The organism is Bacterioplanoides sp. (assembly GCF_965226395.1).
Lineage (GTDB): Bacteria > Pseudomonadota > Gammaproteobacteria > Pseudomonadales > Oceanobacteraceae > Bacterioplanoides.
In genome coordinates, this window is sequence record NZ_OZ245358.1 from 1825588 (window position 1) to 1841153 (window position 15566).

The 15566-nt window shown below is 50.2% G+C and carries 15 protein-coding genes; 11 read left to right on the forward strand and 4 right to left on the reverse strand.

Going from position 1 to position 15566, the window contains the following annotated elements:
- The first annotated feature begins 22 nt into the window (after positions 1–22).
- Positions 23–1285 (forward strand): lipid IV(A) 3-deoxy-D-manno-octulosonic acid transferase, encoded by a 1263-nt coding sequence (waaA, locus tag ACO05E_RS08270; RefSeq protein WP_419812505.1) that lies wholly within the window; start codon positions 23–25, stop codon positions 1283–1285.
- Between the two features lie 23 nt (positions 1286–1308).
- Here waaA and ACO05E_RS08275 read toward each other — a convergent pair whose 3' ends face one another.
- Both ACO05E_RS08275 and rpiA read right to left on the reverse strand, forming a co-directional pair.
- Complete coding sequence (locus ACO05E_RS08275; protein WP_419812506.1) at positions 1309–4164, reverse strand: YdbH domain-containing protein; 2856 nt, start codon at positions 4162–4164, stop codon at positions 1309–1311.
- 190 nt (positions 4165–4354) lie between these two features.
- Positions 4355–5026, reverse strand: coding sequence for a ribose-5-phosphate isomerase RpiA (gene rpiA / locus ACO05E_RS08280; RefSeq protein WP_419812507.1), 672 nt, complete (start codon positions 5024–5026; stop codon positions 4355–4357).
- Positions 5027–5138: 112 nt separating this feature from the next.
- On the opposite strand from rpiA, the gene ilvA reads away from it, so the two are divergent.
- Positions 5139–6668, forward strand: coding sequence for a threonine ammonia-lyase, biosynthetic (gene ilvA / locus ACO05E_RS08285; protein WP_419812508.1), 1530 nt, complete (start codon positions 5139–5141; stop codon positions 6666–6668).
- 191 nt (positions 6669–6859) lie between these two features.
- Positions 6860–7612: a 1-acylglycerol-3-phosphate O-acyltransferase gene (locus ACO05E_RS08290; RefSeq protein ID WP_419812509.1), complete on the forward strand. Its 753-nt coding sequence runs from the start codon at positions 6860–6862 to the stop codon at positions 7610–7612.
- Positions 7613–7644: 32 nt separating this feature from the next.
- On the opposite strand, the gene ACO05E_RS08295 is transcribed toward ACO05E_RS08290, so the two are convergent.
- Entirely contained in the window at positions 7645–8319 is a 675-nt protein-coding gene (locus ACO05E_RS08295; protein ID WP_419812510.1) for a type 1 glutamine amidotransferase domain-containing protein, read from the reverse strand.
- Positions 8320–8463: 144 nt separating this feature from the next.
- On the opposite strand from ACO05E_RS08295, the gene ACO05E_RS08300 reads away from it, so the two are divergent.
- The 3 genes from ACO05E_RS08300 to ACO05E_RS08310 all read left to right on the forward strand — a co-directional run bounded on the left by ACO05E_RS08300 (position 8464) and on the right by ACO05E_RS08310 (position 11320).
- Positions 8464–9342 carry a LysR family transcriptional regulator gene (locus ACO05E_RS08300; protein ID WP_419812511.1) on the forward strand — a complete coding sequence of 293 codons (879 nt, stop codon included), beginning with the start codon at positions 8464–8466 and terminating at the stop codon, positions 9340–9342.
- A 65-nt stretch (positions 9343–9407) separates the two neighbouring features.
- The gene (locus ACO05E_RS08305; protein ID WP_419812512.1) at positions 9408–10643 is read left to right on the forward strand and encodes a threonine/serine ThrE exporter family protein; all 1236 of its coding nucleotides are present in this window, start codon (positions 9408–9410) and stop codon (positions 10641–10643) included.
- Positions 10644–10828: 185 nt separating this feature from the next.
- On the forward strand, positions 10829–11320 hold the full coding sequence (locus ACO05E_RS08310) for a DM13 domain-containing protein (RefSeq protein WP_419812513.1): 492 nt from the start codon (positions 10829–10831) through the stop codon (positions 11318–11320).
- Between the two features lie 38 nt (positions 11321–11358).
- Here ACO05E_RS08310 and ACO05E_RS08315 read toward each other — a convergent pair whose 3' ends face one another.
- The gene (locus tag ACO05E_RS08315) at positions 11359–11718 is read right to left on the reverse strand and encodes a hypothetical protein (RefSeq protein WP_419812514.1); all 360 of its coding nucleotides are present in this window, start codon (positions 11716–11718) and stop codon (positions 11359–11361) included.
- A 236-nt stretch (positions 11719–11954) separates the two neighbouring features.
- On the opposite strand from ACO05E_RS08315, the gene metX reads away from it, so the two are divergent.
- The 5 genes from metX to ACO05E_RS08340 all read left to right on the forward strand — a co-directional run bounded on the left by metX (position 11955) and on the right by ACO05E_RS08340 (position 15566).
- Positions 11955–13118 (forward strand): homoserine O-succinyltransferase MetX, encoded by a 1164-nt coding sequence (metX, locus tag ACO05E_RS08320; RefSeq protein WP_419812515.1) that lies wholly within the window; start codon positions 11955–11957, stop codon positions 13116–13118.
- The gene (metW, locus tag ACO05E_RS08325) at positions 13115–13762 is read left to right on the forward strand and encodes a methionine biosynthesis protein MetW (RefSeq protein ID WP_419812516.1); all 648 of its coding nucleotides are present in this window, start codon (positions 13115–13117) and stop codon (positions 13760–13762) included. The genes metX and metW overlap by 4 nt, the downstream gene beginning before the upstream one ends.
- 23 nt (positions 13763–13785) lie before the next feature.
- The gene (locus ACO05E_RS08330) at positions 13786–14244 is read left to right on the forward strand and encodes a DUF4426 domain-containing protein (protein WP_419812517.1); all 459 of its coding nucleotides are present in this window, start codon (positions 13786–13788) and stop codon (positions 14242–14244) included.
- Positions 14245–14440: 196 nt separating this feature from the next.
- A complete protein-coding gene (gene rdgB, locus ACO05E_RS08335) occupies positions 14441–15061 on the forward strand; it encodes an RdgB/HAM1 family non-canonical purine NTP pyrophosphatase (RefSeq protein WP_419812518.1) in 621 nt (206 codons plus the stop codon).
- A gap of 55 nt (positions 15062–15116) precedes the next feature.
- On the forward strand, positions 15117–15566 hold the full coding sequence (locus ACO05E_RS08340; protein ID WP_419812519.1) for a hypothetical protein: 450 nt from the start codon (positions 15117–15119) through the stop codon (positions 15564–15566).

Genomic DNA, 15566 nt, shown 5'->3' on the forward strand with positions numbered 1-15566 from the left:
TGGTTTCGCTGTAAGGCTTCGTGTGGCTCGCTTTTTTTACACCCTGTTATACACCGGTTTGCTTCCTGTATTTGTTGCCCGTTTATGGTGGCGTGGTCGACTGAATCCGGGTTATCGCCAACGCATCGCCGAACGTTTTGGCCGCTTACCTCATCGCCCGGCTGCCAATGGTTTATGGGTACATGCGGTATCGGTCGGTGAAACACTGGCAGCAGCGCCGTATATCAAAGCCATGCAGCAGCAATACCCGGATCTTCCCATTATTGTCACCACCACCACGCCCACCGGCTCAGAACAGGTGAAGCGTTTGTTTGGTGAGCGCGTCTTCCATATGTTTTTGCCTTACGACTTACCGGTTTTCTGGAAGCCGTTTCTGCGTCGTATCCAGCCGGGGCTGTTGGTAGTGATGGAGACTGAGTTATGGCCCAATCTGATGGCAGCTTGTGAGCAACATCAACTGCCGGTGATGCTGGCTAATGCCCGGATGTCGGAAAAATCAGCCCGTGGCTATGCCAAATTCTCTGCCTTAACCACACCCATGTTGCAGCGACTCACCTTGGTGGCGGCGCAAAATGCCACCGATGGTCAGCGTTTTATTGAACTGGGCCTGCCAGAAAACAAACTGGAAGTGACTGGCAGTGTGAAATTTGATGTCGATTTACCGATTGATATTGAACGGGCTGGTGAGGCGCTGCGAGCACAATGGGGTGAGTCGCGAAAAGTGCTGGCGCTGGCGTCCAGTCATGCCGGAGAAGACGAGCAGTTGCTGGCTATTTATTCTCACTTACGGGAAAGTCATGACGATTTATTGCTGCTGTTAATTCCACGTCATCCAGAGCGTTTTGATGCGGTTACTCAGGTGGCTAAGCAGGCAGGTTTGAATGTACAGCGTCGTTCTCAGGGCGATGCCAATCCGGATTGTCAGGTGTATGTGGCCGACAGCATGGGCGAAATGCTGCAGCTGTTATCGGCAGCGGATCTGGTGTTGATGGGTGGCAGTCTGATTCCACACGGTGGGCATAATCCGATTGAACCGGCAGCGCTGGGTAAAGCAACCCTAACCGGGCCACATTACACCAACTTTGCTGCGGTGGTGGATGCCTTAGTGGCAGAGCAAGCGTTGGCGGTTGTTGAGCCTGAACAGCTGGCGCAGGATGTTTTGCAGTACCTGAATGATTCGGCCTTGTGTCAGCAAATGGGTGAAGCCGGATTGGCGGTGGTGAATAAAAACCGCGGAGCGGTACAGCGTTTGGTAGAGCTTAGCGCACAAGCGTTAAAGCGTTGAGAAACCAGAAAGTCAGTAGCCTGTTAGAGCTGATATTTATCTTCAACTTTCTGAATTAAATCATTACTGATGCGCAAGCTTTCTAATAAATCGAGCAGGTTGTAATCCAGGTTCACGTTTAAATGCGTCGCCTGGCCGCCAAAAAATTCCGGGTTATTGCCCTGAAATTGCAACGCCAGATTCAGCTCACCATCGGGCTGATATTCCACCCCAGATTCCAGCTGGTTGTAGTGGAAATCTTCTAATAATTGCATTGCCAGCCCAACCGTTTGGTCGGATGATTTTAACGCCTGGCTGGTGGCGTTGTTGTAACGAATCACGCCACCCGGATCTCGGGCAAATAAATTGCCACCAGGAATTTGCACACCAGCCTGAGTAATCACAATGGGCAGTACACCGTCGAGCACGCCCGTGGCTTCAACTTCGGCATTGGGTTCCAGTTTGGCCAGCTCACTCAGTTGAATATTATCCACTTCAATACCAAAGGCGTTGACGTCTTTACTGGTATCAAATTTCATCAATGGCAGTCGCACTCGGCCACCTAATAATTCCGTGTGGACTTCATACACTTCGATTAACGCCGAGGAAAAATCCGCTGGAATACGGGTCTGACTGCGCGCCAGAATATTGGATAACTGAATACCGGTATTCACACTGTCTCCGGCAATTTGCGCATCAATCAGATAGTCTTCCAGCGCACCGGAGAAAGACAGCGGTCGGCGAATGGCAAATAACCCACGCCAGTTTTCCAACGAGATACTGTTGTCATAGGTTGCGGCCAGTTCATCAAAGCGCAGCATAAAATCCGGTTGTAATTGCCATTGCTGGTTGGGTGTTTGTTGCCAGTCGAGCCAGCCCTGACCCGACAGAGAACCGTTTAATAACTGTAATTGAGTCAGGTTACTCATCTCAGCTAACCCCAGTTGGTTCCAGTTTAATGGCGTATCTTGTAACTGCCATTGCATCGAGCCGGAGGACAGCTTAGTTCCGCTTTGCTGTTGATGGTTAATATGAGAGCGTAACTGCAATGCCTGATCAGCCAGACCAAACACCAGCTCAGCATCAATCACCATGGGTTTATCGGATGCTGCTTGTTGTGATGCCGGTTTCTGCTGCGATGCTTGTTGCTCTAACGGCAGTGTCAGATTAAATGGCCCACGAATGCTCATATCCGGAATTGGCCACTGCTGAAAATTAGAAGGTGTGCTTGCCAGTGATACCTGACACTGTATATCCGCTTTATGGTTACTGAGGTTGCGAGTGATGTGTGGCAAACATTCAACCGAACTGTTGGTAATATTGAACGTGGCAAGCGACGTTTGCCGTGCTGACAATTGCTCACTGAGTTCAGCAGAAAAAGGTTTTAGCGCCATATTTAATGGCTTAAACGACAACACTTGTTGTTGGCTTTTAATATCGAGTTGATTCAGCAAGGTCAGTTGCAGTTCAGATAGTTGAATTGCAGCGTTTTTATCAGGCTCACTATTATCAGGCACATTGTCGGTTGCCTTAAGTGTTATTGCTTCCAGCATTAGCGTGTTGTTCAGACCCTGCTCCGAGGTCAGCTGCCAATCACCATTATTCAGTAACGAAAAATCAAACCGGCCTGAACTGCGGAACTGACCCTGAGGCCAGACTGGATTATTTTGTGTCGCATTGATGCTGGTGGTTAAAAATCCACTGACGCCTGTTTGTTGTTGCCATTGCAGTTCTGGTGTCAGCTTAATACTGGCTTGTTGCCGGTCGCCGTTGATATTCCACCATAACGAAGACTCCAGCTGGCAGCCGGTAAGGCCAAGATTACAACTGGCGCTCAAGTCCGGATCGTTGCTTTGTGGTTGTTGAATCACATAAGACTGGTCGGCTATATCGAGCCGTAACTGATGCTGAATAAATGTCTCCAGTAATAATTCGGCATTTTCTGCTTTAGACAGCGATGTTTTAATTTCACCGGACTGCCATTGCAGCGTCAGATCTGCTTCGGGGTCATGCTGCAGTGTGCGCGTTTCACTGCTCAGATAAATATCAGAGGTAAAGGCAATACCGTGGGGAATGGTCACCAGCGGCGGTAAATGAATTTCGCTGCGGGCCTGTAATTGGGTTACCGGAATGGTTGTGGCGATATTTGCCAGCAGACGCTGGTTAATGGCTTTAAGATCGGATTGCTGATTTAAAATAATATGCGTATTACCGCCATCATCCTGATCAATATTACCGTGCAGTTGGGTTAATAACTGGCTGGATTCCGACAGCATGATTAATAAATCACCGCTGCTTTGCAGTTGCATTTCCAGCTGCCAGGGCAGTGGCATATTGTCCAGTTGGGTGTCTCCCCAGATGCGCCACAATTGGGGGGTGACTTCTGCCTGAAGCTGAGCACTTAATGCCGGGTGATTAATATGCAGTTGATGAATGGCAAAAGATTTCAGCGGCAGTTGTAGCCATTGTTTAAAGGCCGGGATGGAAATCTCAGGGGTGGTTTCAATAACATTCGTTGCAGCCTTGCCCGCACCTGCAGCGGCAGCTCCGGCAAGTTTCTGACCGGTTTCATCGGCCAGATTCAATATGACGGAATCAAGTTCCAGTGTGTTTAACTCACCACGGATTAATTGCTTTGGTGAATAAGTCAGCGATAAATTTTCTAAGGCAAATAAACTGCCGTCTGGCAGTGGCACCGATAACGATTGAACCGTTAGCTGGTGCCAGCTGAAGTGACTGATTTCTATTTTACTGTTTTGAATACCAAAATTATTCAGCGCGGTGCTGAAGCTGTTATTCAGTAATGATTTTAATAGGGAAGGTAAAAAGATCAGTAGCAGGGAAAGGCTGAGTAAGGTAACAGAAAGACCGGTCAGTAAGATTTTTAGCCAGTTTTTCATGTATTTTCCCTGAATCCTTGATGGGGCTGACAATCGGGTTGCAGCAGGTGTTTTTGTTTTTTAAAGCAGCCACAGGATGTGGCGGTAGCTCGGCAGGGCCATGGATGGCCCTTCGGAGCGGCGGCTAAAAAATAAAAATACCTGCTGTAGCCTTGCTGGCAAAAATAATACTGCCAGCACCGGGAGCGTATTATTTGGTAACGGTTTTTACACCATCCTGGGTGCCGAGTAATAAAACATTGGCCGGACGCAGGGCAAACAAACCATTAGTGACCACGCCGGTGATCTGGTTAATTTTTTCTTCCAGCTCCATCGGCGAGGCAATGCGCAGGTGGTGCGCATCCAGAATGTGGTTGCCGTTATCCGTCACCACACCAGTACGGTAAACCGGGTCGCCGCCCAACTTCACCAGCTCACGGGCAACATAAGAACGCGCCATCGGAATCACTTCAACCGGCAGCGGGAATTCACCCATCGTATCCACCAGTTTGCTCTCGTCGGCTACGCAGATAAATTCACGCGCTACTGCGGCAACAATCTTCTCCCGAGTGAGAGCGGCACCACCACCCTTGATCATCTCCAGGTTGTGGTTAATCTCGTCGGCACCATCAATGTAGAAATCAAACCCCGCCACCTGATTCAGATCATAAACATCAATACCATGATCTCTCAGGCGTTGTGCCGAGGCTTCTGAGCTGGCAACCGCCGCTTCAAAGTCGTGCTTGTGTGCTGCTAAGGCATCAATAAAACAGTTGGCGGTTGAGCCAGTGCCAACACCAACGATGCTGTCTTTTTCTAATTTCGGGAGAATGTAGTCAACGGCGGCCTGGCCAACGGCGCGTTTTAATTCATCCTGGTTCATAATCTCGTGCTCAGTCTCTCATCTGGGATCCGCGAATTATATGCATTGATGGGGTACAATGCCCGCTGTAAAACACAAAAGTTATTAAAAATTCTGTTAAAACGGCCCACTCATGTCGAATCCATTACTCAACGATTATCTGAAGAAAATACTCAGCGCCCGTGTCTACGACGTAGCCATTGAATCACCGCTGCATATTGCCACCTTTCTCAGTGAGCGTTTGGGCAACCAGATTTGGCTGAAGCGGGAAGACGAGCAGCCGGTATACTCGTTCAAAATCCGTGGTGCCTATAATAAGGTGGTGCAACTGACCGAAGAGGAAAAAGCCGCCGGTGTGGTTGCTGCTTCGGCCGGTAATCACGCTCAGGGGCTGGCGTTAGCCGCCAAAGAGTTGGGCATTAAAGCCACTATTGTGATGCCACGCACCACGCCGGAAATTAAGGTGAAGTCAGTCAAAGCCCGTGGTGCCAAAGTGGTGCTGCACGGCGATGCGTTTGATGATGCGTTTGCCTATTCGCAAAAACTGGTGGATGAAAAAGGCATGACCTATATCCATCCGTATGATGATCCGGAAACCATTGCCGGGCAGGGCACCATTGGTATGGAGATCCTGCGTCAGATGCGCAACCCGGTGGATGTGGTGTTTGTGCCCGTCGGTGGTGGCGGTCTTGCCGCTGGTGTCGCGGCTTATATCAAAGCACTGCGCCCGGAAGTGAAAGTGATTGCGGTGGAAAGTACTGAGTCTGCCTGTTTAGCCGCGGCAATGGCCGAAGGTGAGCGGGTGATTCTCGATCAGGTTGGTATCTTTGCTGACGGTGTAGCGGTGGCTCAGATTGGTGAGAACACCTGGGAAGTGTGCAAAGACCATATCGACGAGTGCATCACGGTTACGCCGGATGAAATCTGCGCCGCCATTAAAGATATCTTTGACGATACCCGCGCCGTCTGTGAACCGGCCGGTGCTCTGGCCGTGGCAGGGATGAAAAAGTACGTTGAGCGTGAAACCTGTGAAGACCAGAACCTGGTGGCGATTCTCAGTGGTGCCAACGTCAATTTTGACCGCATGCGTTATATCTCTGAGGTAGCGGAAATTGGTGAAGGTCGGGAAGTGATTCTGGCGGTTACCATTCCGGAAGAAGCGGGCAGCTTCCAGAAGTTCTGTGGCTTATTGGGCAAGCGTCCGATTACCGAATTTAATTACCGTTATGGCGACGATGACAAAGCCCGCATCTATGTTGGTGTGAAGGTGGGTGATGAAGCCAATGCCCGTCAGGAGCTGTTGGCTGAACTGCAATCACACGGCTACCCGGTGATGGATATTACCGATAACGAAATTGCCAAATACCACATCCGCCATATGGTGGGTGGTCATGCGCCGGGCAGTGTCAATGATGAGCGGGTGTACCGCTTTGAATTCCCGGAGCGCCCGGGTGCCTTGCTTAACTTCCTGAAAAAGCTGGGTAAGCGTTTTAATATCTCGCTGTTCCACTACCGCAACCACGGCGCGGCGTTTGGCCGGGTGTTGGTTGGCTTACAGGTACCGGACGACAAAGTACCGCAGCTGGAAGGCTATCTGCATGAACTGGGTTATCGTTTCTGGGATGAAACTCAGAACGAGGCTTATCAGCTGTTTTTGAGATAACTTGCTCTGGAGATAGTTCGCGAGTAACTAATTCTACTCAAGACATAAAAGACAGGTTTTAACCCTGTCTTTTTCTTTTTTGGAATAAGTCAATTGGTTAGGCATGCTTGTTCCTGCGTCTCTAAACTCAAATAATGACAGTAAGATGACAGCCAGGGAAATGGCTCACCCCTGATAATAACGAGAAGCGTATGTTGTATTTATTCCGAGCTTTGTTGCTGACCGCGTATTTTCTGATTGCCTGTGCCGGCGTGGTGCTGATGTGCCTGCTGCGCCCCTTTCACCGTAAAAACAACCAGCAGGGCTCCTGGCTGCTGAGTCTCGGTCGCCACTTGGTTGGCATGAAGTTGCGGGTAGTGAAAGACAATCCGATCAGCGATCAGCAGCAAGCAATTTATATCTCCAACCACCAGGATAATCTGGATGTGTTTACCGTTACCGCTCAGGTTCCGGCCAATACCGCATATCTGGGTAAAAGCACGTTAAAGTACATTCCGGTGTTTGGTACCGCGTTCTGGTTGGCGGGTAACCTGCTGATTAATCGTAAGAACAAAGCCAAAGCCTGGGAAACCATGGCGCAGGTCGCCCGGCAAGTAAAAGAGCAACACTGCTCGGTGTATATCTTCCCGGAAGGCACCCGCAGTAGAGGTCGTGGCTTAATGCCGTTTAAATCCGGTGCCTTTGCATTGGCGATTGAATCCGGCTTACCGATTGTACCGATTGTGTTCTCCAGCACGGCTAAGAACATTGATTTACACCGCTGGCAGTCGGGCACTTGTCTGGTGAAATTCCTCGATCCGATTACGACCGATGGCATGGGTGAAGGGGATGTCAGAGCGCTGGCCGATCATTGCCATACGCTGGTGCAGAACACCATTGATGAGCTGGATGAAGAGATTGCCACCATGGCATCGGTCAAACAGCCCACTGCGGAAGTGGGCTGATCGACCGATATCAGCTAGTCATCGTTCGCGCATTACGCCTGTAAGGCGTTAACCAGAGCAGTACCGACTGCATGAGCGCTGGATGGGTTCTGACCAGTGATCACACGGTCATCTTCAATCACAAACTCACCCCATGGCTGAACCTTAGAGTATTTTGCCGCGGTACGAGCCAGCGACTCTTCCAGCAGGAACGGGATGTCGTTGATGGTGCCGTAATCCACTTCTTCTTCACGGGTGAAGCCAGTCACTTCTTTGCTGGCCAGCAGCTTCTCGCCGTTAGACAGGGTGATCGGTAATAAGCTCGCCGGGCCGTGACAAACGGCAGACAGAATGCCACCGGCTTCGTAGTGAGCCGCCGCCAGATCCGCCACTTGCTTGTTCTCTGCCAGATCGGATAACAGACCAAAACCACCTGGGTAGAAAATGGCGTCGTAGTCTTCGATGTTCACCTGAGCAACCGGAATGGTGTTGTTCATACGGCTGGTGAAGTTATCGTCGGCCAGCACCTGATCGTTAACCGGATCGTTCTCAAGGTCAGTACCGTAGATCGGTGCTTTACCGCCCAGAATCGACACGATGTCATAACCAATGTTGGCGTTATCCAGCAGGTGAACCACGTGGGTCAGCTCGGGTGAGTAGGTGCCGTTTGCCTGATCGGTAGTGCCTAATGTGGCGTGGTTTGTTACCGGGATTAAAACTTTTTTCATCTCAGATTCCTCTGTATCGGAGCGCAGCTATGCAAGGTTTAGGGTGCTGTGCAATAAGCGCTATATTATTGAGTTGCTGTATTGGTGATAATGGGCCCAATCTGAAAATCATTATTGCTGATTGGCAAAGGTGAAACGATCCGAATGGACAGCTTCGACGGTATTATTGAATTTGTGGCGGTCGCCGAGAAACAAAGCTTCTCCGCGGCGGCACGCGAACTGGAATGCAGCACCAGTCATGTCAGCCGCCAGGTTTCACGCTTAGAACAGCGTCTGGGCTCGGCGCTGGTGGCACGTTCCACCCGACTGGTGAGTCTGACAGAAGCCGGAAATCAGTATTATCAGCAGTGCCGCGAGTTATTAAATGGCTTGCAGCAGGCCAACGAACAGCTGGGCTCTCAGCAGTATCAGCTCAATGGTGTGTTGCGTGTGAGTTTAGCGGGCACCTTCGCTGAAACTCATGTGGTACCGGCGTTAATCAGCTTTGCTCAGGCGCATCCGGAGCTACGCTTACAGCTGGAATTTGATAGCCATATCGTTAACTTTGTTGAAAGCGGATTTGATTTTGCCATTCGTCTGGGGCAGTTACAGGATTCCGGTTTAGTAGCACGTAAACTGGTTAAGCGATCGATGATGGCGGCGGCCAGCCCGGCCTATCTGGAGCGTCGTGGTATCCCGCTGCACCCGGAGCATCTGCGTCATCACGACTGTATCGTGAATAATGACCACTGGACCTTCCGTGAAGCTGGCAAAACCGTCACACAAAAAGTCAGTGGCCGCTTTTACTGCAACAATCAGCACGCACTGGTGAATGCTTGTGAGCAAGGGTTGGGTATTGCTTATATGCCGGGTCGTAACCTCAGTGAACAAGTAAACAGCGGGCGTTTAATCAGTGTGCTGGAACCTTATTGGTATCAGGATATTAACAGCTGGGTGGTCTATCCTAATCGTCGCTTTTTACCGGCCCGGGCGCGGTTAGCGATTCAGTATTTGTTAGATCATTTTGCCGACTGGCACGAATAAAACAAAAGCAACAGAAAGAAAATGACAGAACAACAACCAAAGAAAGTGACAGTAAGAAAACCGTAGTGAACAAAACCATAGTGAACGCAGCAGAATTTACCGAAAAACGGCGTTTTATTATTCGCCTGGGCAAAGCCTTACATCAGTTTGGTACACCGGCTTACCGGCTGGAGGCCCACCTGCAAAATGTTGCCGCCAAGCTGGGGATGCAAGGGTATTTTCTGATTACCCCAACCACCATGACCTTTGTGCTAAACCACGATGATGAACAGGAATATAACCACATTGCCCGGGTGAAGCCGGGTGAGCTGGATTTAGGCTCGCTGGCCCGTTGCGATGAGCTGGTCGATGAGCTGGCTTCCGGGCAACGCAATCTGACTGAGGCAATGCAGCGTCTGGCGGATATTGAATCCCGCCCAAACCCTTATGGGCCAGTGCTCACCGGGGCCTCTTATGCCAGTGTGGCGATGGCGTTTGCCATCCTGATGGAAAGCAGCTGGAACAACGTATTCTGGTCCGGCTTATTTGGCCTGATGATTTATGGTCTGGCGGTGTACAGCGAGCGCTCGTCACGTATGGCGGAAATGCTGGAGCCCTTGTCGGCCATTTTATGTGGCATTGGTGGGTGCGCGGTGGCGCTGCTTGATCCGGGCATTGATATTCCGGTGGTGATTTTATCCGGCATTATTATTTTTATCCCGGGCCTGGCATTAACCATTGGCCTCGCTGAGTTGGCCGCACGAGATTTAATCTCCGGCACCGCCCGGGTGATGGACGCCATGATGCTGTTATTCAAACTGTATTTTGGTGCCGTGCTGGGCATGACACTCGGCCGCGCCTTCTTTGGCCCGGTAGCATTTGTTGATCCGGCGCCGGTGGCGGTTTGGGTGCATTGGCTGGGTGTTCCCCTGTTGTCGTTATCGCTGGCCTTTATTTTCCGCGCCCGGTTAAAAGATATTTTCTGGGGTGTGCTGGCGGGAGTGATCGCCTACAGCGTGGCCGAAGTGGCGATGCTGTATTTCACCAGTTCAACCGGCATCTTTTTTGGCGCGCTGGCGGTGGGGGTGTATGCCAATTTATACGCCCGCTGGATGAAAGCCCCGGCCTCCATTGCCTTACTGCAGGGGATTGTTATTCTGGTGCCGGGCAGCAAAGCGTATATCGGGCTTAATGCCATGGTCTCCGGTGAGATCATGCTGAATCAGGTCGCTATTGGGTCTCAGGTATTTCTGATTTTAATGTCGCTGATTGCCGGATTAATCTTTGCCAATGTACTGATGCCGCCGCGACGTACCTTGTAGCAGGCCGTTGAAAAACTACTTACGTTGCCATAACTTCGTTAAAGATCAGCTCAAAATGCTCATTTATTACTTATAAACTGCGCGTTTTCGCTGATCTTTGCCTTGTTTTGACTGCCTCAGAAACATTTTTCAACTGCCTGCTATATTGTTATCAGAAATAAAACAGACAAAACAGGAGCAACACCATGTTCAGTCATCCATGGATTAAACGCCTTCTTTTATTAGCCAGCCATGGCGGTGTGGGTTTTATAGGGTTTGCACTGGGCATTTATATGCTGCCGATTCTGACCGCGCCATCATCGCCCTCCGATGTTGCCATGATGCAGGTGCTTAAGCAGACGCAATACGTGGCGGATGTGCAGCGGGATTTACAAGACAGTGATTTGTTACACTGGGGCGAAGGAACATTACGCGTAGGCGCTGATGTGATTGCTTTTGACGGTGAGCTGGCGCCGGGGCCGGATTATATTCTGTATCTGTCACCGGAGTTTGTCGAAACTGAAGCCGATTTTAACCGGCTGAAATCCACCATGACGGCAGTGGGATCGATCAAAACCTTTGATCGTTTTATTTTACCCTTGGATAGCTCGGTGAATCTGGAAGACTTTAACACCGCCATCGTTTGGTGTGAGTCGTTTGGTCAGTTTATTACGGCTGCCCAGTTCCGTAATAAATAGTTCCGCAATTAGTAGCTTCGTAATTAACAGCTCCGCCATTAATCCAGTAGTGAATGCATTAATTCACTAAAGCGTTTAACCGAGCGGCCACACGCTTTTAAATGCTGGCTGGTGGCCACCACCTGCCAGCCTTCTTCGTCTAGCGCCAGAATACAGGGCGCCCGGTCTTTGGCGAGTGCCAGCTGTTCGGGCTCCAGCTCATCCAGATGGCGGTTAAAGAAGGGCCGTGGGAAATTATCTTTAAAAACGGTGAAGCTTTCTTTTTCACCGGCCAGTTTATGGCTGATATCACACAGCGCACATTCGCGGGTGCCGGTAAGCTTGCCCAGGGCATAACGAATTTCTCCCAGAAGTGAACCTTCGGCGTTATACACACCAATAAACTGCTGATAGGCCATTTATGTTCTCCTGTTTCTGTCAAACCACTCGGGTGCAAACACGAAAAAACGTACATGAAAAAGCATGCACGAAAAAATAGTAGCGCTGATCCGACCACTGATCCATCTCAGAGTTCGCGCTGAATCGAACTAGCGGATCATGGCACAGTCCATCCCATCCATGGTAAACCCTCTACATCATTCGGGTTGCCTGCTAAACTAACGCGTTTATTTTTCTTTGTGCGGATTGCTTTGTCATGCCGGAACACATCCCCAACGATTCTGTTGGTTTGGTGACTCCCAAGGTCCATCATTTTGATCAGCCCCTGACGCTGCGCAGTGGTCGTGTCTTGCCCAGTTATGATCTGGTGTATGAAACCTACGGTGAGCTGAATGCTGATAAATCCAATGCAGTACTGATCTGCCACGCTTTAAGTGGCGATCATCACGCGGCGGGTTATCACAGCATGGACGATAAAAAACCAGGCTGGTGGGACAGTGCTATTGGCCCGGGTAAAGCGATTGATACCAACCGCTTTTTTGTTGTAGCGCTGAATAACCTGGGTGGCTGCGCAGGCTCATCCGGGCCAACCAGTATCAATCCGGAAACCGGTAAACCCTGGGGGCCGGACTTTCCGATTGTGGCAGTGCGTGACTGGGTTCAGTCTCAGGCACGTCTGGCCGATGTGTTAGGCATTGAACAATGGGCGGCGGTTGTGGGTGGCAGCCTGGGTGGCATGCAGGTGTTGCGTTGGTCGGTGCAGTATCCGGAGCGTTTACGCCATGCGGTGGTGATTGCTTCGGCACCCAAATTATCGGCTCAGAATATTGCCTTTAACGAAGTGGCGCGCCAGGCGATTGCCAAAGATCCGGAATTCCATAACGGCCATTATCTGGAACATAACACTCTGCCAAAAACCGGCCTGATGCAGGCTCGTATGCTGGGCCATCTGACGTATTTATCCGACGATGCAATGAAGCAGAAGTTTGGCCGTGAATTAAAAGAGGGCAAGCTGAATTACAGTTTTGCACCGGAATTTCAGGTGGAAAGCTATCTGCATTATCAGGGCGAAAAGTTCTCCACCCGGTTTGATGCCAATACTTACATGCTGATGACTAAGGCACTGGATTATTTTGATCCGGCGGCGGATTACGATAACGATCTGGTGCAGTGCCTGAGTCAGGCTCAGTGTGATTTTCTGGTGGTGTCGTTTACCACTGACTGGCGCTTTTCTCCGGAGCGTTCGCAGGAAATTGTTGATGCCTTAACGCACGCCGATAAAAACGTCAGCTATGCCTGCGTCGAATCCGAAAATGGCCACGATGCTTTCTTACTGCCGATTCCGCGTTATCTGGATATTTTCTCCGCTTATATGCAGCGGGTCGCCGCCGACATTCCGGCAACGGGAGGTCAATTATGAGTCACAGTACTGAAAAACATGCTACTGAAAACCACAGCACAGACCTGCTGTTACGTGACGATCTCGCCTTGATTCAGGACGGCGTTAAACCCGGCAGTCAGGTGCTGGATTTAGGGTGTGGCGAAGGCCGGTTACTGAAGTACCTGCAGCAACACAAAAATGTGCGCGGTTACGGGCTGGAAATTAACCCCGACAATATCACCGCCTGTATCCGCAATGGCGTTAACGTAATCGAGCAGGATCTGGATAATGGCCTGCGCAATTTTGAAGATAACAGCATTGATACCGTGATTATGACCCAGGCGCTGCAAGCGGTTGAACGCCCGGATGAACTGCTGGATGAAATGTTGCGTATCGGTAACGAAGCGATTGTTACCTTCCCTAACTTTGGTTACTGGCGCACCCGCTTTTATCTGATGTTTAAAGGCCGCATGCCGATGTCAGAAACGCTGCCGTATAACTGGTATGACACGCCGAATATTCATATGTGCACCTTCCGCGATTTTGAGATTTTATGTCGCGAAAAGAATATAAAAATTCTTAAAAAGACCGTTGTGGATGGAGAGCACAAACAACACTGGACGATTCGACTCTGGCCAGCCATGCTGGGAGAGATAGCCGTGTATCATATTACCCGTAACTGAGTGGCGGGTGAGGAGATCATAAAATGAAAATTCTGATGAATCTGACGCTGACTCTGATGTTAAGCCTGACGGCTTCATTGGCACTGGCTGTAAACCGGGGCGAGCAGAAGCAGGTGTTTGGTGACTATGAAGTGCACTATATCGGCCTGAACTCAACCTTCCTGACCCCTGACGTCGCAGAGGCCTACGGCATTACCCGCTCCGGGTCGCTGGGATATCTGAGTATTTCGATTCTGAAAAACGACAAAGATGCGGCCCTGCCAACGGCGGTGGCTGGTAAAGTCACCGGCCAGTTGCGCAATTTAATTGGCCAGTCGAAAGAGCTGGAATTTAAAGAGATTAAAGAAACCAATGCGGTGTATTACATCAGCACTTTCCGCTTTGATGATGGTGATATGTATAACATCCGCTTGCAGGCCACGCCTGAGGGCCAGAAGCGCAGCTACGATGTGAAGTTCAGTCAGCGGTTTTATAAAGAATAATCCAGCTCAATACATACTCTGATACGGGTTGTATCAGGTAAATGTTATATCCGGGTAAAATCTGTCTGACACGCGGTAAATACATCCTTGTACGCTCGGCTGCCGCATCCCTGCGGCAGACGGTCAGCCAGACTTCACCGGCATACAACATTTGATACACGAATCCATAAGCCCGTTCTATACAGCAGAATCAAGCATGAAAAAAATCGTCCTCGCCAGTGGCAATGCCGGCAAATTACGTGAATTCTCGGCTATGTTTGCCGAGCACTTCGCTGACCAGGCCATCGAAGTGATTCCACAGAATCAGCTGAATGTGACCGAAGCCGAAGAAAATGGCCTGAGTTTTGTTGAGAATGCCATCCTCAAGGCCCGCAATGCCGCACAACAAACCGGTTTACCGGCGCTGGCCGATGACTCCGGTATTGAAGTGGATGCTCTGAACGGTGCGCCGGGTATTTACAGCGCCCGTTATGCTCAACGTGCCGGATATCAGGGAGATGAAAGCGGTGACGCTGCCAATAATGCCATGCTGCTGGAAGCGTTAACGGCGGTTGCAAAAGAACAGCGCACGGCTCGTTTTCAGTGTGTGCTGGTGTATATGCGCTATGCTGATGACCCAACGCCGCAGGTGTTTCAGGGGAGCTGGGAAGGACATATTGTGTTAAACCCGGAAGGTCACGAAGGGTTTGGCTACGATCCATTATTTTTTGTCGCAAGCGAGCAGTGCACCGCGGCAGAATTAAGCAAAGAACATAAAAACCGGATTTCTCACCGGGGCGTCGCCATGCAGAAATTGATGGCCGGCATTAAGCTTTAGCGTTAATCAAAACGCAAATCAGCACGTATTAATATCTTAGAAAAGAAGTCGTATTGTGGATATTTTAGAAAAACTCGAAAACAGAATTTTAGACACCATCAGCTCGGTTGAAGAGCTGCGGGGCGAGTTAGGTAATAAAAAAGAACAACTGAAAAACAGCAACGCTCAACTGGTTGAAAGTGATGCCGAGCGTTTGTCATTGCGTTCGGAACTGGAAACCTCGCAACAGGAAGTGCAGGCGTTGCAACACGAAAAACAAACGTTGCAAGATGAAAAACAGCAGCTGCATGACAACCTTGAAGCGCTGCAGAATGAGAAAGCTCAGCTGATGGAAGAGAAGCAGAACTTTGTGAATCAAGTGGAGCAGTTAAAACAGGATATTACTCAACTGACTCACGAAAAAAATGCCTGGGCCACCAAGGTTGAGTCCATTCTCGATGTGCTGGCACTGGCGGAAGAAGAAGCCGCGGCGCAAGCTCAAGCAGCAGAAAGCCCTGCAGCCTGA